Genomic DNA, 22,512 nt, shown 5'->3' with positions numbered 1-22,512 from the left:
TCGCGACGATGTCATGCGTCCGGTCGGGCGTCGGATCGACGTCACTCACGTGCAACTCACCCATTCCCCTCATCCGGTCCGGGAGTGGCGCCCTTGGCGAGGGGAGTCGGGAGCCAAGGACAGGGTCAATCCTGCCCGACAAGAGGAATGAGCCGAACCGGGTCCCCCTGGCGGACTTCCGTCGTCGCCGCATCCACGACGGCGAGGTGCGTGGCGTCGGCGAGGGCGCCGAGCATGTGCGACCCCTGGCCACCCGAGGGTCGGGCACCGTCCCCGTCCAGGACGACCCGGGTCAGCTCGACCTTGCCGGGAACCGACGACCAGCCCTGTGCGGCAACGGCATCCGTCGCGCCCGCCGCCGGGTCGAGCCCCGCGAGCGCTCGCAGCGCCGGCAGGACGAACACGTGGAAGGACACGAACGAGCTCACCGGGTTGCCCGGCAGGGTGATGATCGGCGTGCGCCTTGGACCGACGACGCCAGCGCCCTGCGGCATGCCCGGGCGCATCGCCACCTTGGTGAACTCGACTCCCCCCGTGCGTGACAGCACCTCCTTGACGGTGTCGTAGGCGCCCATCGAGACACCGCCCGTCGTGAGGTAGAGGTCGGTGCCGGAGTCGTCGACGTCGAACAGCCCGGTCCACGCGCCGGGGTCGTCGTCGAGGTGCCCGACCCCGACGAGCTCCCCACCGCCGGCTCGGACGAGGGCGGCGAGCATCGCGCCGTTGGAGTCGACGATCCGGCCGTGCTCGAGGTGGCCTCCGACCGGCACGAGCTCGTCGCCGGTCGAGAGGACGTGCACGCGCGGACGGGGCGCGACGAGGACGTCGGGCACGTTGGCCGCGGCGAGCAGCGCCAGCCGTCCCGGCGTCACCCGTGTCCCGGCGCGCAGCACGACGTCGCCGGAGCGCACGTCCTCGCCCTGTCGCCGGACGTGCCGACCGACCGCCGGGGCGAGCGTCAGGGTCGCCCGCTCCACACCCCCGTCGCTCTCCTCGACGGGCACGACGGCGTCGGCACCGGCCGGCATGGGCGCCCCGGTCATGATCCGCATGGCGGCACCCGGGCGCAGCTCGTGGTGCCGGGTGTCCCCCGCCGGGATGTCACCGTCGACCTCGACGACGACCGGCGACCCCGGCGCCGCGCCCGCGAGGTCGGCCGCGCGGACGGCATACCCGTCCATGGCGCTGTTGTCGAAGCCCGGAAGGTCCACGGCCGCGGCGATGTCCGCGGCGAGGACCCGACCCAGCGACTCGGACAGCCCCACCGAGACCGGCGGCAGGGGCGAGACGAGCGAGAGGACCGCCGCGCGGTGCTCCTCGACCGACCTCACCCGTCACCCTCGAGGCGGGCACCGTCCTCGATGACCCGCGGCCCGTCGGGCGCGCTCACCCGCACGTCGCCCACGCACGTGACGTCACGCCCGAAGGTGACGTCACCGTCGACGGCGAACGAGCTCGCCTCGCGGATCGACGGCACCCCCCGGGGGAAGCGCGCGTCGAAGCCGGCGACGAACTTGTACTCGCTCGACAGGTCGATGAACGGCTCGTCGTGGTCGATGAGCGAGACGACGCGGCTGGCCTCGTCGAGGTCGTAGATGTCGGAGCGCACGAGCAGCAGCTCGTTCGTCGTCTTCACCGGCCGGAAGCGGTCGCGCGGCACGAGCAGGGCCCGCGACCCGTCGAAGACCTCGACCGCCGTCCCCATCGCCGACTCGATCTGGATGACCGGTGTCGAGTCCTTGCGGGTGGGGTCGACGGTCTTCCTGTTGACGATGATCGGCAGCTCGAGCACCCCGTCGCGCTCGGCGAGGCGGTCGGCGAGCGCGTCGAGGTCGATCCAGAGGTTGTTGACGTGGAAGAGCTCATGGCGCGTGTTGTCGGCGAAGTACGTCTCCTCGCCCGGCGCGACCTGGGCGGAGTCGCGCAGGACGAGCCGGCCGTCGCTGCGGCGGCGCGCGAGGTGGCCGCCCTTGCGGTCGTTGCGGGTGCGTTCGCACACCTCCGCGACGTAGGGGATGCCGTCGCGCTCCATCCACGCCGGGATCCGCGCGTCGACCGTCGCCCCGAGGTTGTCGGCGTTCGACAGGAAGAGGTGACGGAAGCCCTTCTCCCGCAACGCTTCGAGCAGACCGCTCGACTGGAGCGCGATGTAGACGTCGCCGTGACCGGGCGGGCACCACTCGAGCTCGGGGTCCTCCGGCCACGACACCGGCGAGAGGTCGTCGGCGCGCAGCTTGGGCTCGGCACTCTGCAGGAAGTCGAGGGGCAGGCCGTCGACGGCGAGGCCGTCGTAGGGCTCGAGCAGCCGCAGCGTCTCCTCGCGCGTGCGGAAGGAGTCCATGAACACGAGCGGCAGGTCGACGCCCTTCTCCTCACGGACGGCGAGCACCTGCCGCGCGATGATGTCGAGGAAGGTCAGGCCGTCGCGCACCGGCAGCGCCGTCTTGGGGCCGCTGATGCCCATCGACGTCCCGAGGCCGCCGTTGAGCTTGAGGACGACGGTGCGCCCCAGCGCCGCGCGCGCCCGGGTCTCGTCGACGTCGAGGTCGTCGAGGGCCGGCACGTCGGTGACCGGCTCGATCGAGTCCTCGTGGATGTACCCCGTCGCGTCCTGCTCGAGCAGTCCGTAGAACCGGGTGAACGCGGCGATCGCACGCTCGTCGACATCGCGCTCCCGCATCCGCTCGATGCTGCGCCGCAGACCGTCGCTGGCAAGGCCCTCACTCATGTTCGCCACCCTAGGCGACGGCGCCATGGGCGAGACTGGGGCGATGCAGGAGCGAGACGTCGAGGCGCGAGAGCTCGACCACGCCAGGGCCGCGCCGCGAGCGGTCCACGACGCCAAGGCCGCGGCGCGTCCCGGTCTCCTCGCGGCGCGGCGCGCCACCGTCGCCGGGCGCGACCGCGCCGCCGACGCCGCCGCCATCGCGTCGTATGCCGTGCGCCTCGCCGCCGCGACCGGCGTCCCCCGCGGCGGCACGGTCGCCGCCTACGAGGCCCTGCCGAGCGAGCCCCCCACGGAGGCGACGCTCGCGGCGCTGGCCGCGGGCGGCATACGGGTCATCGTCCCGGTCACGCTCCCCGACCGCGACCTCGACTGGTGCGACCCCGCCGACCCCGCGCGCACTCCCCTCGGCCGGGACGCCATCGCCGCGGCGCGTCTCGTCCTCGTCCCGGCGCTCGCTGCCGACACCGGCGGCACCCGGCTCGGGCGCGGCGGCGGCAGCTACGACCGAGCGCTCACCCGCCGCCACCGCGACGCCCGGGTGCTCGCCGTCCTCCACCCCGGCGAGCTGCGCACCGACCCGCTGCCGTGCGGCGACCACGACGAGCCGGTCGACGGGGTGCTCACCGCGGAGGGCGTGACCTGGGTCAGTCGCGCTCGGGCGTGAGGGTGAGCTCGTCCTCGCTCGCCTCGCGGACGGCCTTCTCGGAGAAGGGCCACGGGTCCTGCCGCCCCTTGACCCAGTCCTCCGCCTGGTCGTCGTAGTTGCTGCTGAAGGCGTGGCCGCTCGCACCGGTCTGGTTGATCCACGTGGACGCGTCGAGGTTGCCGAGGTCGACGACCATCCGCATCGACGGCGCCCAGCTCGTCTCGTAGCCGACGCTGGCGTCCCAGCCGTTGGCGTTGACGATCGAGGAGCCGCCGGGCATCTCGAACCCGCCGCGGTTGAAGATGCGGTTGACGATGCCGGGCGCCCCGTCGCCGCCGAGGACGTCGTGGGTGAGCTCGAGAGTGTGCAGCCGGCCCCAGCGCCAGCCGTCCGGGTCCTTGCCGAGCTCCTTGGTCAGCTCGAGCCGCGCCTCCACCTGCGCCTGGCGCAGGATCTCGTTGCGGCCCTCGGTGATCGAGGCGGTCTGCCGGTTGTCCCACCAGGCGCTCTTGGGGTTGTCGAGGAGCGCGCTCACGGCGGCCATCCACCGGCTGCCTCCGTCGGCGCGCAGGTCCTCCGGCATCTCGTCATCGAAGGTGAGGCGCAGCAGGTTCGCCCAGACGGCGTTGTAGTAGGCCGCCGCGGCGCCGTTCTCGGAGTCGTCGGCGGGGGTCGTGAAGTCCCAGGACCTGAGGAGGTCCTGCGCCTCGCGGGTGAACGCGACGTCGGCGTCGGAGTCCTCGGGCCCGGCGAGCGGCACCTCGAGCAGCGCCGCGACGAGCTTGGGAGCGAACTGGTTGCGGGTGTCCATCTGGATGCGGGCCATGTCGTCCACGCCGACCTTGCCGCCGTCCTTCGTCGCCTGCGACAGCAGGTCGTCGATGCGCTGGGCCCGGAAGCCGTAGTCCCACTCGGTCGTGAGGAACGGCCTCTGGCTCATCGTCACCGCCTGGTTGGCCGTGACGATGACGCCCTCGGCCGGGTTGTAGGCCATCGGCATGGACTCGAAGGGCACCCACCCCTGCCAGTCATAGGTCTCCTCCCAGCCCGGCGCCGGCCAGAAGCCCGGGGGTGAGCCGGGGAAGGCCGACGTCCGCACCGGCACCATCCCCGGCGCCTGGTAGCCGATGTTGCCGTCGACGTCGGCGTAGAGGAGGTTCTGCGACGGGACGGCGAACGACTTGGCCGCCTCACGGAACTCGCCGAAGTTCTGGGCGATGTTGAGCTGGAAGATCGCGTCGGCCGTGCGGGACGGCTGCAGGCCGGTCCACGCCATCGAGACGGCGAAGGACTCCTCCGGGAGCGGCGCGCTGCCCTCGCGCCGCGGCGTCGGTGAGCGCTCACCGGCGTCGGCGAACTCCGGCAGGACGTCGGACATGACGGGCCCATGTCGCGTCGAGCGCACGGTGATCGTCTCGCCCTTGCCGCCGGCGACCCGGATGACCTCCCGGCGGGTCGTGAGCGGCTCCCAGGCGGTGCCCCGCTGGACCCGGTCGCCGCGCACCCGCTCGAGGTAGAAGTCGGTCACGTCGGGCGCGAGGTTGGTGAACCCCCACGCGATCCGGGCGTTGTGGCCGATGACGACGCCCGGCACCCCGGAGAACGAGAAGCCCGAGACGTCGAGCGGGCACTGCGTCGAGACCTTCCGGCACTTGAGGCCGACCTGGTACCAGATGCCGGGGATGCCCGGCGCGAGGTGCGGGTCGTTGGCGAGGAGCGGCTTGCCGGTCTCGGACTGCTGCGGACCGACGACCCACGAGTTCGAGCCGATCCCGTCACCCCGGCCCAGCAGCGCGGGGACGGCCGCGAGCGCACGGTCCACCGCGGCATACGCACGCTGTGCCCCCGGGGACGTCGACGCGGCCCGCGCCGCGGCACCCGCGCTCGGCGCGGCGGCATACGAACGCTCTGCCCCCGGGGACGTCGCTGCGGCCGCCCGCGACGCGGAGTCGCCCAGCGCCGGCGGCACGGCCGAGGACACCTGGCCCGGCGCCGTGCGCGGCGACCACGCCTGCGCGGAGAGGATCGGCGCGTTCGCCGGGTCGTAGGGCGGGTAGATCTCGCGGATCTGCGCCTGCGTCACACGGGTCGAGAGCCGCGCCCGGGCGAGCTCATCGGAGTAGTTGCCCCGCAGGTCCCAGGCCATCGCCTTGAGCCACGCGACCGAGTCGGCGGGGGTCCAGTCCTCGATGCGGTAGTCCTTGACGCTCATGCCGAGGACGGCATACTCCAGCGACACCTCGGACGGTGAGCGGCCGCGCAGGTAGGCGTTGACGCCGTCGGCGTAGGCCTGGAGGTAGGTGCGCGTCTGGGGGTCGAGTGCGGGCAGCTCCTCCTCCGCGACGCGCCGCCAGCCCATCGTGCGGATGACCTTGTCGGTCTCGAGTCCGGCCGACCCGACGAGCTCGGAGAGCCGGCCGGAGGTCACGTGCCGGCGCAGGTCCATCTCGAAGAACCGGTCCTGCGCGTGGACGTAGCCCTGGGCCATCGCGATGTCGGTGACCGTGTCGCCGTAGATCTGGGGGATCCCGCGGTCGTCGCGCAGCACCGTGACGGCGGCGGAGAGCCCGGGCAGCTCGAGCTCGCCCTCGGTCTGCGGGAAGGAGCGCCGCACGAGCGAGACCCCGACGATCGACAGGACGAGAGCGACGACGGCGAGGAAGCCGACGACACCGAGAGCCGCTCGACGGACGACACGCTGCGCAGTCACCCTGCGAGACTAGGCCAGTCACTTCGGACAACCACGCAAGGACGGGCCGTGATCACGATGATGGGTATGCCGCGCGCGGACGCGGCCGTCCACGTCGCCTCCCGGGTCGAGGGCCTGGCGGCCGTCCCCGCCGCCGAGGCCGAGAACCTGCAGACCCTGTCGCTGTCGCTGCTCATCGGCGCAGCCGTCCTCATCATCGCCATCGCGGCCGTGCGGCTCTCGACGCGCTCCGGCCTGCCGTCGCTGCTGCTCTACCTCGGGATCGGGCTGCTCCTCGGCAACCGCGGCCTGGGCATCGACTTCTCCGACGAGGCGCTGACCCAGGTCCTCGGGTATGCCGCCCTCATCCTCATCCTCACCGAGGGTGGCTTGACGACGAAGTGGCAGTCGATCCGGTCCTCGCTCGCACCGGCCGCGGCCCTCGCGACCGTCGGCGTCGTCGTCTCGATCGTCGTCGTCGCCGTCGCGGCGCACCTCGTGCTCGACATGCCGTGGAACGTCGCCCTCCTCATCGGCGCCATCCTCGCCTCGACCGACGCCGCCGCGGTGTTCGCGGTCCTGCGCCGGGTGCCGCTGCCGCGACGGGTCAGCGGCATGCTCGAGGCCGAGTCCGGGTTCAACGACGCACCCGTCGTCCTGCTCGTCACGGCGTTCGCGACCCGCACCGCGGAGGGCGGCGGGGGCGAGTCGTGGTGGGAGCTCGGCGGCGTCGTCGTCGTCGAGCTCGTCCTCGGGTCGCTCGTCGGGCTGGCCGTGGGCTGGCTCGGCGGACGCCTCATGGCCCGGGTCGCGGGCGGGTCGTCGGCGCTCTTCGCCATCGGCGTCGTCGCGGTCTCGGTCCTCGCGTACGCCGCGGCCGACGTCGTCCACGCGTCCGGCTTCATCGCGTGCTACCTCGCCTCGCTCGTCCTGGGCAACATGGGCCTGCCGCACCGGGCCGCCGTCCTCGGCTTCTCGACCGCCCTCGGCTGGCTCGCCCAGATCGGCCTCTTCGTCCTGCTCGGCCTGCTCGCCGACCCGGCCGGCTTCGGCTCCCAGGTCGTCCCGGCGCTCGTCCTCGGGCTCGTCCTGCTGCTGCTCGCCCGGCCCCTGTCGGTCCTCGTGTCGTGCACCCCGTTCGGGCTGTCCTGGCGCACGCAGGCCTTCCTCTCCTGGGCCGGGCTGCGCGGGGCCGTGCCCGTCGTCCTCGCGACCGTGCCCATGACCGTGGGCGCCCGTGGCGTGGACTGGGTGTTCGACCTCGTCTTCGTCCTCGTCGTCGTCTTCACCCTCGTCCAGGCGCCGACGCTGCCGTGGGTCGCGCGCCGGCTCGGGCTCGACCAAGCGCACCACTCCGTCGACCTCACCCTCGAGGCGACGCCGTTCGACGACATCGGGGCGCACCTGCTCGAGGTCACCATCGGCGACACCTCCCGCATGGCCGGGGTCCAGGTCTACGAGCTGCGGCTGCCCGCCGGCGCGAACGTCGCCCTCGTCGTGCGTGAGGGGTCCTCGTTCGTGCCTCGTGAGACGACGCCGCTGCGGCGCGGGGACCACCTCCTCGTCGTCACGCCCGCCGAGCTGCGTGGTCCCGTCGAGAAGCGGCTGTATGCCGTCTCCCGCGCCGGCCGCCTCGCCGGCTGGTCGTCCCCAGGCGGGTGAGTCGCCCCATGCGCCGCGACTCGCCCCAATCTCGGTGACTCGCCCCACCATGAAGGGACGACTCACCGACCAAGGGACAGGTGACCAGCGGCGGGCGACCGTGACGAGCGGCGGGCGGGCCGCACCAAGGCGAGCGGACGGCATACGCGGGCGCTCGGCGCTGTTCCGTATCCTTGAGCAGCATTTCGCCTTCCGGGAGGAACCCACCGTGCCCACCTACGCCTACGCGTGCCGCGACTGTGGCCACCAGTTCGAGACCGTCCAGTCGTTCACCGACGACTCGCTGACGGTGTGCCCCGAGTGCGGCGGCTCGCTGCGCAAGGTCTTCAACTCCGTCGGCGTCGTCTTCAAGGGTGGCGGCTTCTACCGGACGGACTCACGGGCCTCGTCGAGCAGCTCGAGCCCGGCCTCGTCGAGCGCGTCGTCCTCCGGTGACAGCGGTTCGGGTTCGTCGTCCAATGGCGGTTCGGCGACATCTGGTGCGGGCGCGTCGTCCACAGGCGGGTCGTCCGCCACCGCGTCGTCCACAGCTTCGGCCTGAGACCTGCCCTCCGTCGCGGCCGCGACCTAGCGTCGCCGGCATGCGACGACCCCATCTGAACCGTCCCGCCCTGCTCGGCCCCTCCCGTCGGGCACGCTGGCGTCGCATCGTGCTCCGACGGCTGGCGGCGATCGCGTGTGCCGTCGGCGCCGTCCTCCTGCTCATCGGCGTCGTCCGTCCTCCCGACGCGCCCATGACGACGGTTCTCGTGGCGGCCCGTGACATCGTCCCCGGCCAGGTCCTCGACGACTCGGACCTGCGCACCACGCGCGTCCCGAGTGAGCCGGCGCCCGTCGCGGCCGCGACCCGAGGCGACCTCGTGGGCCGGCGCACGGCCACCTCGATCAGCGCCGGAGAGCTCCTGACCCGCACGCGCGTCGTCCCGCGCGGACCCACCGACGGGCTCGCCCCCGGGACGAGCGCCGTTCGGCTCCTCCTCGCCGACCCGGGCACGCTCGGCATGCTGCGTCCCGGCGACCGCGTGCGACTCTTCCCGGACACGGGCGGCCCGTCCCTTGCGAACGATGTTCTCGTTCTGGGCCTCGACACGCCCGGCGACACCGGATCGTTGCCTGACGGCAGTGACGGTGACGCCGGGCTCGTCGCCGCGTTGCCCGACAGCGCCGTGGAACGCATCTTTGCAGGTCAGCGGCCAGATGGCGGCCCGCCGCGCGTCCTCGCCGTGGTTTCCCGCTGAGCGTGACGACACCTCATCGTGAAATGGCCCGACGCTTGGACGCGCGAGCCCACCGGCCAACCATTACTGTGGTCGGCGCTTCGGCGAATCACACGTCGGGCATTACGTATCCGACAGAAAGGGACTGGACCCATGAAGGGTTTCAAGGACTTCCTGATGCAGGGCAACGTCGTCGAGCTCGCCGTGGCGGTCGTCATCGCTGGGGCGTTCGGCAAGGTTGTCGAGTCGATGGTCAAGATCATCATGGAGCTCGTGGGCAAGGCCGGGGGCACGCCGGACTTCTCGAACTGGAAGCCGGGCGGCCTCTCGCTCGGTGAGTTCCTCACCTACCTCGTCGCCTTCATCATCCTCGCGGCGGTCGTCTACTTCTTCGTCGTCAAGCCGTACACCGCGGCGAAGGACCGCTACTTCCCCGCCAAGGAGGAGGAGGCCGTCATCGACGAGAACACCGAGCTCCTCAAGGAGATCCGCGACAGCCTCCGCGCTCGTCCGAACCTCTGAGCCGCATCACCACCGGATCGCCGGTGAGCCCAGCGCTCACCTGACCTGATCCACACCGCCACGGGGCGGGGTCGACCACATCGGTCGGCCCCGCCCCGTGCCGTCTCTCCGGCCCGTGCCGTCTCTCCGGCCCGTGCCGTCTCTCCGGCCCGTGCGGTGTTCGCATCGCGTCCGGCCGCGCCTGGGTGACCGGGAAGCGGCCTCACCAGTGGGGCGGCCGGTTCTCCTCGAGCCAGCGCGCGGACGCCTCGTCGTCGGACGCCTCGCCCCACCCGGCGTCGGTGTCGTCACGCGTCTGCTCGAGCCGGGAACGGCGCACGCGTCGCGGCCTCCCCTCCGTGGCGGGCCCGTCGCGTCCGTCGGGCGACTCCTCGCGGACGCTGGAACGCTCGGACACGAGCCCGTCGCCCGAGCCGACCTGGCGCGGTCCGCTCGACGCCCGACGGCGACGACGACCGGTCACGCGCCGCCCCGGCCGGGGCGGGCAGCTGCCTCGGGGCGCACCCCGGACTGCCCGGCCAGGGCGTGGATGCGCGCGACGTCGCGGGCAGGGTCGCGGAACGCGTCACGCGTCCACACCCGCACGTGCTGCCAGCCGAGCCGGCCGAGCTGCTCGGCACGCAGCCGGTCGCGCTCACGGCTGCTGGACATCGCGGCATACGACGACCCGTCGGACTCGACGGCGACGGCGAGGCGGCCGGGACGGTTCGGGTCCTCGACCGCGAGATCGACGGGAGTCTCGGACGAGCCGTAGCGCTCGTGCACGACGAGGCCGCTCTCGCGCAGGCGCCTCGCGAACTCGGCGAGGACGACGGAGTCGAGCTGCGAGGCCTCGGCGCCGACCGCGCCCCCGGTGGCGGTCGCGTCGCGGGGCGCACCGGCCGACGACGCGGCGGCATGGGCGAGGAAGTCGCGCAGCATGATCGCCCCGCGGGCCTTGAGCCGCTGCGGGTCGAGCTCGTCGGCGCCGATCGAGGAGACGACGGTCATCCGCCGCCGGGCCCGCGTCACCGCGACGTTGAGCCGCCGCTCCCCACCCTCGGTGTTGAGCGGCCCGAACCGGTGCAGGACCCGGCCGTGTGGCGTCTTGCCGTAGCCCACCGACAGGATGATCGCGTCCCGTTCGTCACCCTGGACCCGCTCGAGGTTCTTGATGAAGAAGCGCTCGTGGACATCCTCGGTGAAGAAGCGCGCGGTCTCCTGGTCGAGACCGGCGAGGGCCCGACGGAGGGCCTCCTCGAGCCGCCGGGCGTGGGCGATCCCGAGGGCGATGACGCCCAGGCTCTCCCCCGGCCGGTTCAGGGCGTGGTCCAGCACGAGGTCGACAACCCTGTCCACTTCGGCTTGGGTCGTCTCGACACTCGCCGCACCGTCAGCGACGACCCCGACGCCGTCGACGAGCTCGTGCGTCAGCACCGGCGCGGTGCCGGTGCCCGGGAAGGTGACCAGAGCGGAGTCGTAGACCTGCTCGTTGGCGAAGGCGATGAGGCGCTCGTCGAGCGAGCGGTAGTGCCACGTGAGCCGGCGGCTGGGCAGCGTCGCGGCGAGGACGTCCAGCACCGACTCCACGCCCTCGGAGAGGTTGTCGGTCGGTGCGGATTCGCCGTCGTCGCTGACGGTCGTGAAGAACGACGTCGGCGGCAGCTGCTTGGCGTCACCGGCGACGACGACCTGACGGGCGCGAGCAATCGCCGAGACGGCCTCGGCGGGCGGGATCTGCGACGCCTCGTCGAAGACAACCACGTCGAACCACACCCCCGGCGGCAGCACGGAGGCGACGACGAGTGGGCTCATGACCCAGCAGGGCCGCAACGCCGTGACGAGCTCACCGGCGACCGGCATGAGGTCGCGCAGCGACCGGTGCCGGCGCGACTTCGCGGCCTCGGCGCGCACGATGCTCTCGAGCTCGGGTGAGTCAGCGATGACGGAGTCGATGCGGGCTCGCACAGCGGCGCGCACCCGGGTCGCGTTGCCACGCAGTACCGCCGCGTCGGCGTCGGCGAACTCACCGACGACGCGCCGCAGGTCGTCCCCGTCATGGGCTCCGACACGCGGGTCGCGCAGGGCGATGTCGTCGAGCACCGAGCTCCACCAGACGAAGTCGGCCTCGGGTGCGACGTCGTCGGCCTCGACGCCGCGCAGCGCGAGGTCGTCGATGAGCGGACCGAGCCCCGCCGAACGCATTGACTCGAGCGGCCCGATGACGGACGGCAGGACGGCGAGTCGCTCGGGAGCCGCGGCGAGCGCGTCGAGCCGCGCCGTCAGCTCCTCACGGGGGAGGTCGACGAGCGCGACCCCCGCCGTCGACGTCTCGCTTCCCGCGCCCGATGATGCGGCGGGGACGCGCTCCTGGAGCCATTCGAGATCGGCTGCGAGGGCGGCATACGCCGTGATCGCCCGGTCGAGGTCCGCGGGCATCTCGGGTCGGCCTCCGCCGCCTGCCATCCGCGTCCAGGCGCTGCGCTGCTCGTTCGCACGGACGAGGGCGGCGTGCAGGTCGGCCGGCGGACGGCCGGGCCGGACGTGCCGTCGCACGCCCCGGCGCAGCGACCGACGCTCCCACCACCCGAGCTCGGCGCCGACCTGTGCGCGGTATGCCGCGGAGCCGGTTGCCGCGACGACGTCACCGAGGGGGGTGTCGAAGATCTCGGGCCGGAACGTCTCGAGGGTGTCCCGGACGCTCGAGACGGTGTCGAGGATGCTGCCCCAGTCGCGCACGCTGCGTGAGGCCGGGACTCGCAGGCCGGTGAAGACCTCGTCGATGATCGTGCCGACCGCGGCCACGCCGCCACCGGACCAGCGGTCGACGAGCTCCTGAGCCCGGACGGCGTCCTCCTGGGTCCGCACCGTCGCGCCGTACCACGGGTCGTCACCGCGGTCGGTGCGCCAGGCACCCAGGGAGGCCACCCGGGTCAGCTCGCGGGTGAGCACCTCGAAGCGGTCCCGGGGCAGGGACTGCAGAGCCTCGCCACGCAGTCGGACCCGCGAGTGCGGGGGTCGCTCGCGCGAGGCGAGCGAGCTGATGGCCTCCTGGACCTCGTGGACACTCACACCCCACGGGTGGCGGGACTCATGCATCGCGTCGCGGTGCTCGCGCAGCGTCGACGCGCTCGCCCGGAGCCGGTCGACGTCACGGCTCGGCGGGTCCTGGGGGCGCGGGCTCCGGCCCGGGAGCGAGTCCGCGAGCTCGGTCGCGATCCGCCGACGGCCGCGCGCACCGTCATGGAGGTCGAGGACGAGGTCGCTCAACCCGACGCGGTCGAGCCGCCCGACGACGGCGTCGATCGCCGCGCGCTTCTCGGCGACGAAGAGGACGCGCTTGCCGTCGGCGGCCAGTGCGGCGAGGAGGTTCGCGATGGTCTGCGACTTGCCGGTGCCGGGAGGACCGTGCACGACCAGGTTGGCGCCGGAGCGCACCGCGTCGATGGCCTCCTCCTGCGAGGCGTCCGCATCGAGGACGAGCAGCCCCTGCGCGGGGTCGGGCACGGCGTCCGCCGGACGAGCCGGCAGCTCGTGGCGCACCGAGCGCATCGCGGTCGGGTCGCCGGCGATGGCGGCGATGACGTCGTGGTCGGCGAGCGAGTCGCCGTGGCCTGCGAGGTCGGCGACCATCGGCAGCTTTGCGTAGGAGAAGGTGCCGAGCACGATCCGCGGCTCGACGGCGAAGTCCGGGATGCGCGCGCAGGCCTCGGTGAGCGCGGCATACGTGGGATACGGGTCGAAGCCGTTCGGGGTGGTGGCGAGGCCCTCGAGTCGCTCGACGTCGAGGGTGATCCCCTGCTCCGACGCGAGGTAGTGCTCGAGGACCGGGTTGAGCTCCAGCTCGTCGCCGAGGTCGAGCTCGTAGTCGTCGTGCTGCGGGCTCGTCGCCCGCAGCGTGCAGGAGCGCAACAGGACCGGCGCGGCGGGCTGACGGCTGGCCGCGCCCCCGGCGCGACCGAGGCTCCACGTCGCCATGCCCACGGCGACGAACCCCGCGTCGATGCCGCGCTCCTCGCGCAGCTCGCGGGCCTTGCCGGCGATGGTGCGGGCGCGGCGGCGGGCCTCGTCGAAGGCGGCCGGCTCGCGCACGAGGTCGGACAGGCGGGTGGGGCGACCGGCGAGCAGCATCGCGACGCCACCGGGGTGCGCGGTCGTGAGGTCGAGCGTGCCCGACGGGAGGTCGCGGTACCACAGCAGCGTGTTGCGCCCACCGAGGTCCACGAGGTGCCTGGTCCAGGCCGCGACGGCGTCGCGGACCCGTGCGGTCCGCGGTTCGACGTCGGGCTGCGGACCGGTCTCACTCACCGCAGCAGGCTAACAACGCCACCTCGGAGTGCCGGGTATGCCGGGTGTGCAATGCCTGCGCGTGGCGGGCATGGCGTGCCGCGACCCGGCCACAACCAGCCGCCACCGACGCTCTGCAGTGCTGCATCCCACCGCAGCACCGCCGAGACCCGCGGCACGGCAGCGATCAGCCGGGGTGCTCTTCCTCTGTCGGGGTTCGCAGGACAACGGCGGCGACCGCGATGGAGCCGGCGACGACGATGGCCGCGAGAGCGAGGGCGTGGAAGCTCGCGACGTCCACGACGACGCCGGCGAGCGCGCCGCCCAACCCGGCCGCGAGCCCCATGACGAGGTCGCTCGCACCCTGCGCGCCCGGACGTTCCCCGACGCTCAGCGCTCCCGTGAGCAGTGTCGACCCGGACACGAGCGTGCACGACCAGCCGAGCCCCAGGAGGAACAGCGCCACGAGCAGGCGCATCGAGTGCCCCTGCGGAGCGGTGGACGCAAGGAGCGCGGCCGACACGAGGATCGCCGACCCCGCGACCGCGACGGCGCGCCCGCCGAACCGGTCGACGGCCATGCCCGTGAGCGGGGAGAACGCGAACATCCCGAGGATGTGGATGCTGATGACGAAGCCGATGACGGTGAGCTCGGCGTTGCCGTGCCGCATGTGCAGTGGCGTCATGACCATGACGCTCACCATCGTCATGTGCCCCAGCGCCAGGGTCAGCACGCCGAGGAGCGCCTGCCGGTTCTCGGCGATGACGCGCAGTCCGCGGCGCACGGACCCGTGCACAGGAGTCGCGCCGGCGGACTCGTGGTCTCCCGTCGCGCGCCGACGTGCCTCGAGCAGCGGATCGGGCCGCAGCCGCGTCCAGAGCACCGTGATCGCCAGCACCAGCCCGATCAGCGAGAAGACGAACGGCCCTGTGAGACGCGGCAGCCCGAGGAGGCGCGACACCGGTTCGCTCGGTCCGACGAGGTTCGGGCCGAGAACGCTTCCGACCGTCGTGGCCCACACGACGAGGCTGAGGTCGCGGCCTCGGTGAGCCGGCTCCGCAAGGTCGGCGGCGGCATACCGCGCCTGGTTGTTCGACGCGGTCGAGCCGCCGAAGAGCAGGCTCGCCGCGAGGAGCAGGGCAAAACTGCCGACGATGCCGGACATGATGAGCCCGAGCGCGCCGACGAACGACAGGGCATAACCCAAGGTCAGTCCGAACCGGCGCCCCCGCGCCGCGCTGAGCCGCGCCATCGGCACGGCGATGAGCGCCGAACCGATGACCTGGAACGTCGAGCCGAGGCCGGCATACGTCGGCGATCCGGACACCTCCTCGGCGAGCAACGCACCCACGGCGACCCCACTCGCGAGCGAGATCCCGCCGAGGATCTGCGACATCGACAGCGTCGCGACCGTCCGTCGCTGCACGGGGTCCCGCTCACTGCCGCTCATCTGGGTCGCCCCCGTCTCCGCCACGAGGGGTCAGTATGCCGTCCGCGACGCCTCACGCCCGACGCGCTCGCTTCGCGTCGCGCGTTCGCGCGTGCCCCCGTCGGCGCTCTCACTCCGTTCGAGCGACCTGTTGCTTCTGCCGGACTCACGCCCGACGCGCTCGCTTCGCGTCGCGCGTTCGCGCGTGCCCCCGGCAGGATTCGAACCTGCGACACCTTCTTTAGGAGAGAAGTGCTCTTCCCCTGAGCTACGGAGGCGGAAGACGGCCCGAAGGCCGCGGACCAGCCTAAGGGACACGGCATACCACCCCAGTCGTCGGACCACTGCGTTCCGCGGCCGGTTCTGCGGCCCTGTTGTTCGTTTCCTGTCTTGTCGCTCACGTCGGGTGAGCGGAAGACTCGCCTCGTGAAGGCTCACGATGTCGTCCAGTGACGGCGACCATCAGCCACCGACCGAGCCCCTCGACCGGTGGACCCGGCCCTTCGTCATCGATGACGACCGGTCCGGCATCCTCCGTCGCCTCGTCGAAGCGTCACTGCACCATGTCGACGGTGCGCAGTACGCGGGAGTGACCCTCCTGTCCACGACGGGTGTCCGCACGCCGGTCCGCAACGACGACCTCGTTGCCCGCGCCGCGACGAGCCAGTTCCGTGCGTCTCAGGGTCCGTCCCTCGACGCCACGGAGGACGGCGAGCACCATGTCGTACGATCCGACGACCTGGCCCACGACCGGCGGTGGCCACTCCTGGCCGAGGCCGCGAACGAGCTGGGGATCCGGTCGGCGATGTCATTCGGGCTCACGACCGGGCCCGACGCGATGACCTCGCTCAACCTCTACGCCCCGGAGTCCGACGCCTTCACCGGCGCCGACGAGCAGCTCAGCACCACCCTCGCCGCCCACGCACTCACGGCCCTCGGCGCCATCGACCACGCCCGCCATCTCGAACAGGCCCTGGAAGCACGCGACCTCATCGGCCAGGCCAAGGGCATCCTCATGGAGCGCTACCGAATCAGCGACGCGGCCGCCTTCGACCTCCTCGTCGAGGCGTCGCAGCGCACCAACCACAAGCTGCGCTCGGTCGCCGGCCACCTTGCGGAGACGGGCGAGCTGCCCGTCGAGCTGCCCGGCATTACCCCACGCGCGTGAGCCCGCCCGGCGCGCGGGCCGTGCGCGGGGCTGCGTGTTCAACCCTGCGCCCGGCCCCGGCGGAGAGTTACCTCGGCCCGCAGGTGACAGTGTTCCCCCAACCGCGGGTATCCACACGGCACGCCTGCGATCTGCTCGCTCTCGGGGGTACTCAGGTCGTTTCCGGGGGTGACGTCCTGCGTGTCTCGCGCTACGGTCGGTCTCGAGGACGCCGTAGCCCCGGGCCTGCTCCACCTCGACCCCCGACGACGGCGCTCACCCCGGACGCGAGGAGCGTCATGAGCAGCTCGAGCAGTCCCAGTGGCACGAGCAGTCGCAGTGTCACGAGCAGTCGCACTGGCACGGCGCCGGACTACCAGGAACCGGTTCGTAACCGGTTCGCGTCAGCCGAGGCGGACGAGGTCTACCAGCTGCTCCGTCAGACCTACGGCCCGAACCAACCGATCCAGCTCGCCGCGCCGCAGGGCGAGTTCGCGTTCGGCTCCGACGCCGTCAACGTCAACCCGGCCGCCCCTCTGCGGGTCGAGCGCATGTGGAACACCGCGCCGATGGCGGCCCACGCCCACCCGGTCGAGATGTTCGTCGCCGTCATGGCCCGCGAGGGCGGCCTGCAGGTGTCCATGGGCGGCGACGAGATCCGGCTCGCTGCCGGCGACTGCCTCGCCTATGCGACCGACAGGCCGTCGCGAGTCGCGTGGCAGGGCGGCCAGATCACGCTCGTCGCACTCCCCCTCGCGGTGGTGGCCGACGTCGCCCGGCTGGACGACAGCGCCTCACCCGCGTCACTCTTCGGTCAGTCGCGAGCCGCCGCGCCGCGTCTGGCGCACCACTGGCGCAGGGTCACCGAACACGTCGAGCAGGAGCTGCGCACCACCCACTCCGCGCTCGGGCATCCCCTCGTGGCGGCCGAGACCACACGCATGCTCGCCGCGACGGCACTGACGACCTTCCCGAACGCCCCCACGACCGAGGACTGGTTCGAGAGCGGCGGTGCGAGCACCCCGTCGACGGTGCGTCGCGCCGAGGAGTTCATCGAGGCGAACGCCCACCGCCCACTCACCGTGGCAGAGATCGCGGCGGGCGCGAGCATCGGCGTGCGGGGCCTCCAGCAGGCCTTCGCCCGGCACCGCCACACCACCCCGATGGCCCACCTGCGGCGGGTCCGGCTCGAGCGCGCCCACCGCGACCTCCAGCTGGGCCACCCGAGCCGCGGCGACACGGTGCGCGACATCGCGGGACGCTGGGGCTTCGGACGACCCGACCGGTTCGCGGCGCTCTACCGGGAGACCTACGGCACGACCCCGCGAGAGACGCTGCGGTCATGAGTGTCTCCTCCGACGCCGGCCAGGGTCCCTCGGCGCCCCCTGCGAGCGAGCCGCCCACGACGGACCGAGCGCCCACCGCGGATGTGTCGCCGAAGAGCGGACTGCACCCGCCGATCGTCTCTCGGTTCACCACGACGATCCCGGACGAGGGCAGCGCCCTGGTGCGGGCGGCATACGCCGACAACCGGTTGCGCGTCCAGGGCCAAGCAGACGACTTCCGGTTCCGCCAGAGCCGACGCGACCTCGGGTCGCTGCGCATCGACTCCTTCCACAACAGTCTCGTGACGGAGTACGACGTCGAGCCGCTCGGCTGCCTCGTCGTGTGCCGTGTCCTGGACCGGCACATGGACATCTGGACCGACGGACGCCATCGCCGCGTCGGACCGGGCGACGTCGTCCTGCTGGCCCATCCCGAGAAGGCCTACTCGACCCGCCTCGAGGGTGCCGGGCTCGAGATCGTCGGCGTCGACCTCGACCTCCTCGCCGAGGTCACGGACGAGCCGGTGCGCGACGTCGTCGACCGGTTCCACCTCGAGACGTTCGAACCGCTGATGGCGTGGCACTGGAAACGCACGCTGCATCACCTCACCGACGTCGTGCTGTCCGATGACCGGCTGTCGGAGAACCCCGTCGTCCTCGGGACCTCGGCCCGACTCGTCGCCGCGACGCTCATCACCGCGCTCGACCCGGCCGGTGTGACACCCACCCCGACGGACCGCACGGACGCGACGAACACCACGGTGCAACGCGCGGTCGCCTACGTCGAGGAGCACTGCGACGCCGACATCACGGTCACCGACATCGCCCGAGCAGCCCATGTCAGCGTGCGCGCCCTCCAGCTGGCGTTCCGGCGCCACCTCGACACGACGCCGACGGGCTACCTCCGCCGAGTCCGCCTCGACCGGGCCCACGACGACCTCCTCGCGGCCGACCCGGCCTCCGGCACCTCGGTCACCGACATCGCGATGTCGTGGGGCTTCCTCAACGTCGGCCGGTTCAGCGCGCAGTACCGGTCGGTCCACGGCGTCCCGCCGCGCTGGACGCTCCACCACTGAGCCGATGCGGCAGCCCGCCGCGCCGTTGACCGCCTAGGCCGTCTCGAGCGCGCTCTCGATGCGCCCGAGGTAGTCCTCGACCGAGGCCACGCCGCCGAGCCCGACACGTCCGCCCACGACGGCGAACGGCGGCGCCTCGATGCCGAGCTCGGCGGCGAGCGCGACGTCCGCATCGACCTCGTCGGAGAGCTCCTCGGAGGCCAAGACGGCCCCGACCCGCCGTTCGTCGAGCCCGGCCTCGGCGGCGAGCCGCTGCAGCACCGGGTTCGAGGCGATGTCGGCGCCCTCGGTGAACACGGCCGCGAACAGCCGCTCGAGCAACGCCGCCTGGAGCGGGGGCCCGCCGAGGGAGTGGGCGAGTGCGACGAGCCGGCTGGCCGCCCTGGTGTCGCCGCGTGACGGCTCGGCGAGGGTGATGTCGAGGCCGTCCGGCCGCGCCGTCACCGAGGCGCGCTGCAGCTCCTCGGCGGACAGCGGCGCTCGCGGCAGGGTGTGGTGCACGACCGTGACGTCGGCGGGCCGACTGGAACGCGCCACGGCCTCCTCGAGCCGCCGCTTGGCCAGCCACGACCACGGGTCGGTGGGGTCGCCCCACAGGTCCACAACGAGTTCGGGCACCTGTCAACCCAACCACAGCGACGGGTCGCGCACAGATCTCCTCCCGACACCGTGGCAGGGGCGTGCGGCCGGCGTCGGGGAGCGCGCGAACGCCCCCGGACCGTGTGGTCCAGGGGCGTCGCGTCGTGCCGTATGCCGGGTGCGCGCCTCACGCGGTGGCGCGCCGTGGGCTCAGTACCGGCGGAACTCGGTCGGGGTGCCGAACATGTTGCGCTCGCTGGAGTACTTCCCGGGGCGCGGCGAGTCGATCATCATGTCGCCGCCGGTGAAGATGCCGACGTGCCAGGCGGGGCTCCCGTAGAAGACGAGGTCGCCGGGCTGCGGGTTGCTCACCCGGGTGCCCTCGCGCTGCTGCTGGGACGCGGTGCGCGGGAGGGAGATGCCCGCCTTGCCGTACACGTACTGCGTGAGGCCGGAGCAGTCGAACCCGGACGGGTCCTCGCCGCCGTAGACGTAGGCGATGCCGAGCAGGGTCCGGGCGATGTTGACGATCTCGCTCGAGGACTGCTTGACGTTGTTGTTGACCGACGGGCGCGTCGTGGAGCGGCTCGTGCCGGACTCCGACCGCTCGGAACGCTGCGAGCTCTCGGCGCGCTCGACGTTGCGGCTCTCGCGGGTCTCGACGACCGGGGCGGGCTTGGGCTTCGGCTTGGGCTTCGGCTTCGGCTTGGCCACGGCGGTGACACCGAAGACGCCGACCGACTCGACGCGCGTCGGCGCAACGCTCGCGGGCGCGGTCACGGCGGGTGCAGCGGCGGCCTTGTCCGGGACGGCAGCGGCGGGAGCGGCCGTCGTCGTGGTGGCCTGCTTCGACGGGCCGTGCGGAGCGGCCGTGGCCGGGAGCGCGAACGCGGCGACGAGGCCACCGGAGGCGGCGAGGACGGCGGACGCCTTGGCGCTCGTCATCCCGGCCTGGGAGGCGATCTCGGACAGTTCGGCGACAGGGTTGTGTCGACCGGGCGCGCGGTGCCGGCCGGGAGTGGAGTGAGCCACGATGTGAACCTCTCGATGCCTGCGAGGTGAGCTGTCGGGTTCGGGCGGAGGTTCTGCCCGGCCAGCCGGAGCTGGCTTCACCCCGAGGGACGACCACGGTGCGAGGCACCTCGATCGACCCGGAAGTGGGTCCCCCGCTCCTGCCAAGCGGTGTGCGTGTCCTGGTCGGCGGCGGAGGCAGGACTCGGCAAGTCCGTCGCGACAGCTCGTCCCAGGGGAGGATGAGCCGCCGTCACGCTACCCCAGACCACTCGGCAATGTCACGTTTGGGTCACGAGAGCGAGTCACCGCCTTGCTGCGCGGCCCTCACCCCCGGCGCGGCGGACCGCCCACGGATGCGAGACGCCCCGAACGCACAGGGCGCTCGGGGCGTCTCGTCGGGACGGTCGGTGGCTCGTCACTCCACCGACACGTGGACGTGGTCCATGTGGTTCTGCGTCGGCGAGCCACGGTCCTCCATCGAGCGCCAGCCGTCGGCGCCGGCGAGCCAGATGCGCTGCTGCCAGATGACGTAGGTCATGTTGTAGGCACCCATGTTGGCAATGGCCCAGCGGGCGACCGCGTCACCCTGGGACGAGCTGGAGATCATGATGTCGACCGCCTTGCCCGTGCCGTGGTCCCCGGCACCGGCGCGGAAGCCGCCGATGTTCGTGATGCCGAAGTTCGAGCGGACCGCGGAGCAGACCTTGGACGCGTTGCTGCCGAGGCCCTTGTCGTTGCACCAGCCGTAGTACGCCATGGAGACGCCGGAACCACCCGACGAGGAGGGCGACGACGAGGACTCGGACGAGCTCGAGCGCGACTGCGTGCGCGACGACTCATCCGTCGAGGAGCTCTGACGCTCCGTGGTGCTCTCGCGCTCCTCGGTGGTCTTCTCGGGAGTGGGCGTCGGCTTCGGCTTCGGCTTCGCCACCGCCGCGACACCACCCACGCCGGCGTCGACGGTCGCGCCCTTGGGAGCGGCCGGCGCGGTCACGGCGACGCGCTCTGCGACGGCGGCGCGACCGGTGCTGCGCGACGTCGTGCCGTCAGCGGCGGCGGCCCGGTCGCGCGCCACGAGAGCGGCCGTGCTGCCGCTGGCGAGCTCGACCTGCTCGGGCGAGGCCTGGACGGGGATCGCGATGGCCGCAGCGAGGCTCGAGGCCAGGCCGAGCCCGACGAGGCCCTTGACCGCGGTGGGACGGGACACGGTGCGGGCGGCGCCGGCGAGGGCGCCGAAGGAGACCGGCAGGGTGCGGCTGCGACCGCGCCGACGCGCCGCCCGGGTGGGGACGGCACCCTCGTCGGCGCTGTTCTCGGCGGAGTCCGAAGTGGCAGGGGTAGACACGAAAGAAACCTCTCGGTGGATCAGGGGTGGACCCACCGTAACCGCGATGACCGCGAAAGTCACATTCCGGTAACGGCCTTCGTGTCGCGCCGGCCGGGCAGGCCGGCCGGCCCGGGTGGTCCGCTCAGGCGGGGCGGCTCAGGAGGTCGGCTCAGGAGGCCGGTGCCGTGGTGCGCGCGACGAAGACGTGCGAGGCGAGATCGTCGGGCAGCGAGACGCCCGAGGCCTCGTCGGCACCCTCGCGCGAGGCGATGACCCGCGTCCCATCACGCCGGACGGTGGCCAGCTGCCCCGGCAGGAGCCCCGCAGCAGTGATCAGCGTCAGGGCCTCGTGGTCCATCTGCGCCGGCTCGCCGATGCGCCGGACGGTCACGGTCACCGGCGCGTCCTCGGCCACCTCGGTCAGGGTCGAGAGCCCGGTGCGGAAGTCCTCGCCCGCGGCATCCTCCCCGAACTCGTCGAGCCCGGGGATCGGGTTGCCGTAGGGCGACTCGGTGTGGTTCGGCAGCAGCGCGAGGATCTTCTGCTCGACGCGGTCGGACATGACGTGCTCCCACCGGCACGCCTCGTCGTGGACGAACTCCCACTCGAGACCGATGACGTCGATGAGCAGCCGCTCGGCGATGCGGTGCTTGCGCATGACGCGGGTCGCGAGCCGGCGGCCCTCCTCGGAGAGCTCGATGTGCCGGTCCCCGGCCACCTGGAGCAACCCATCGCGCTCCATGCGGGCCACGGTCTGCGACACGGTGGGGCCGGAGTGACCGAGGCGTTCCGCGATCCGGGCGCGCAGGGGCGTGATGCCCTCTTCCTCGAGCTCGAAGACGGTCCGCAGGTACATCTCCGTGGTGTCGATCAGGTCAGTCACAG

At 72.6% G+C, this 22,512-nt stretch carries 18 protein-coding genes, 1 tRNA gene and 1 riboswitch; of the genes, 8 read left to right on the top strand and 11 right to left on the bottom strand.

The features are described 5' to 3' along the window. Nucleotides 1-125: 125 nt before the first annotated feature. Together BCF74_RS14280 and BCF74_RS14275 are read right to left on the bottom strand one after the other, a co-directional pair. A complete protein-coding gene (locus BCF74_RS14280) occupies nt 126-1,331 on the bottom strand; it encodes a molybdopterin molybdotransferase MoeA (RefSeq protein ID WP_106298632.1) in 1,206 nt (401 codons plus the stop codon). Beyond that, nucleotides 1,328-2,728, bottom strand: coding sequence for a UTP--glucose-1-phosphate uridylyltransferase (locus tag BCF74_RS14275; RefSeq protein WP_106298631.1), 1,401 nt, complete (start codon nt 2,726-2,728; stop codon nt 1,328-1,330). Before BCF74_RS14275 ends, BCF74_RS14280 begins: the two co-directional genes overlap by 4 nt. Between BCF74_RS14275 and BCF74_RS14270 the strand changes: the two genes are divergently transcribed. Then, nucleotides 2,727-3,392, top strand: a complete 666-nt coding sequence (locus BCF74_RS14270; RefSeq protein WP_245889376.1) for a 5-formyltetrahydrofolate cyclo-ligase — start codon at nt 2,727-2,729, stop codon at nt 3,390-3,392. The genes BCF74_RS14275 and BCF74_RS14270 overlap by 2 nt on opposite strands. Here the strand turns inward: BCF74_RS14270 and BCF74_RS14265 are convergent. Beyond that, nucleotides 3,373-6,084, bottom strand: a complete 2,712-nt coding sequence (locus BCF74_RS14265; RefSeq protein WP_106298630.1) for a penicillin acylase family protein — start codon at nt 6,082-6,084, stop codon at nt 3,373-3,375. The two genes, BCF74_RS14270 and BCF74_RS14265, sit on opposite strands and share 20 nt — an antisense overlap. A gap of 57 nt (nt 6,085-6,141) precedes the next feature. Between BCF74_RS14265 and BCF74_RS14260 the strand changes: the two genes are divergently transcribed. The 4 genes from BCF74_RS14260 (at nt 6,142) to mscL (ending at nt 9,464) form a co-directional block, all read left to right on the top strand. Beyond that, on the top strand, nt 6,142-7,725 hold the full coding sequence (locus tag BCF74_RS14260; RefSeq protein ID WP_106298645.1) for a potassium/proton antiporter: 1,584 nt from the start codon (nt 6,142-6,144) through the stop codon (nt 7,723-7,725). Nucleotides 7,726-7,933: 208 nt separating this feature from the next. Next, nucleotides 7,934-8,266, top strand: a complete 333-nt coding sequence (locus tag BCF74_RS14255) for an FmdB family zinc ribbon protein (protein ID WP_106298629.1) — start codon at nt 7,934-7,936, stop codon at nt 8,264-8,266. A 40-nt stretch (nt 8,267-8,306) separates the two neighbouring features. Then, nucleotides 8,307-8,963 (top strand): SAF domain-containing protein, encoded by a 657-nt coding sequence (locus BCF74_RS14250; protein WP_106298628.1) that lies wholly within the window; start codon nt 8,307-8,309, stop codon nt 8,961-8,963. Nucleotides 8,964-9,095: 132 nt separating this feature from the next. Further along, a complete protein-coding gene (mscL, locus tag BCF74_RS14245) occupies nt 9,096-9,464 on the top strand; it encodes a large conductance mechanosensitive channel protein MscL (RefSeq protein ID WP_106298627.1) in 369 nt (122 codons plus the stop codon). A gap of 202 nt (nt 9,465-9,666) precedes the next feature. Here the strand turns inward: mscL and BCF74_RS14240 are convergent, their stop codons facing one another. From BCF74_RS14240 to BCF74_RS14225, 4 genes are all read right to left on the bottom strand, one after another. Beyond that, entirely contained in the window at nt 9,667-9,927 is a 261-nt protein-coding gene (locus BCF74_RS14240; RefSeq protein WP_106298626.1) for a hypothetical protein, read from the bottom strand. Further along, nucleotides 9,924-13,751: an AAA domain-containing protein gene (locus BCF74_RS14235; RefSeq protein ID WP_106298625.1), complete on the bottom strand. Its 3,828-nt coding sequence runs from the start codon at nt 13,749-13,751 to the stop codon at nt 9,924-9,926. Before BCF74_RS14235 ends, BCF74_RS14240 begins: the two co-directional genes overlap by 4 nt. A gap of 166 nt (nt 13,752-13,917) precedes the next feature. Further along, a complete protein-coding gene (locus tag BCF74_RS14230) occupies nt 13,918-15,204 on the bottom strand; it encodes an MFS transporter (RefSeq protein WP_245889375.1) in 1,287 nt (428 codons plus the stop codon). Between the two features lie 161 nt (nt 15,205-15,365). Next, nucleotides 15,366-15,437, bottom strand: a tRNA-Arg gene (locus BCF74_RS14225). Between the two features lie 161 nt (nt 15,438-15,598). Here BCF74_RS14225 and BCF74_RS14220 point away from each other — a divergent pair. The 3 genes from BCF74_RS14220 (at nt 15,599) to BCF74_RS14210 (ending at nt 18,707) form a co-directional block, all read left to right on the top strand. Beyond that, on the top strand, nt 15,599-16,327 hold the full coding sequence (locus tag BCF74_RS14220) for a GAF and ANTAR domain-containing protein (protein WP_106298624.1): 729 nt from the start codon (nt 15,599-15,601) through the stop codon (nt 16,325-16,327). A 278-nt stretch (nt 16,328-16,605) separates the two neighbouring features. Continuing rightward, nucleotides 16,606-17,652 carry an AraC family transcriptional regulator gene (locus tag BCF74_RS14215; RefSeq protein WP_106298623.1) on the top strand — a complete coding sequence of 349 codons (1,047 nt, stop codon included), beginning with the start codon at nt 16,606-16,608 and terminating at the stop codon, nt 17,650-17,652. Next, entirely contained in the window at nt 17,649-18,707 is a 1,059-nt protein-coding gene (locus BCF74_RS14210; protein ID WP_146132982.1) for an AraC family transcriptional regulator, read from the top strand. Before BCF74_RS14215 ends, BCF74_RS14210 begins: the two co-directional genes overlap by 4 nt. Before the next feature lie 33 nt (nt 18,708-18,740). Here BCF74_RS14210 and BCF74_RS14205 read toward each other — a convergent pair whose 3' ends face one another. The 4 genes from BCF74_RS14205 to BCF74_RS14190 all read right to left on the bottom strand — a co-directional run bounded on the left by BCF74_RS14205 (nt 18,741) and on the right by BCF74_RS14190 (nt 22,510). After that, a complete protein-coding gene (locus BCF74_RS14205; protein ID WP_106298621.1) occupies nt 18,741-19,325 on the bottom strand; it encodes a DsbA family oxidoreductase in 585 nt (194 codons plus the stop codon). Nucleotides 19,326-19,496: 171 nt separating this feature from the next. Next, a complete protein-coding gene (locus BCF74_RS14200; RefSeq protein ID WP_146132981.1) occupies nt 19,497-20,318 on the bottom strand; it encodes a C40 family peptidase in 822 nt (273 codons plus the stop codon). A 4-nt stretch (nt 20,319-20,322) separates the two neighbouring features. Continuing rightward, nucleotides 20,323-20,478, bottom strand: a riboswitch (cyclic di-AMP (ydaO/yuaA leader). A gap of 237 nt (nt 20,479-20,715) precedes the next feature. Continuing rightward, nucleotides 20,716-21,645 (bottom strand): VldE C-terminal domain-containing protein, encoded by a 930-nt coding sequence (locus tag BCF74_RS17775; RefSeq protein WP_106298619.1) that lies wholly within the window; start codon nt 21,643-21,645, stop codon nt 20,716-20,718. 151 nt (nt 21,646-21,796) lie between these two features. After that, nucleotides 21,797-22,510 carry an iron-dependent transcriptional repressor DtxR gene (locus tag BCF74_RS14190; RefSeq protein WP_106298618.1) on the bottom strand — a complete coding sequence of 238 codons (714 nt, stop codon included), beginning with the start codon at nt 22,508-22,510 and terminating at the stop codon, nt 21,797-21,799. Between the last annotated feature and the right edge of the window lie 2 nt (nt 22,511-22,512).

Origin of the sequence: Knoellia remsis (genome assembly GCF_003002895.1) — a bacterium.
Classification (GTDB): domain Bacteria; phylum Actinomycetota; class Actinomycetes; order Actinomycetales; family Dermatophilaceae; genus Knoellia; species Knoellia remsis.
The sequence above is the reverse complement of the archived record's forward strand: the minus strand, read 5'-3'. Positions and strand labels throughout refer to the sequence as shown.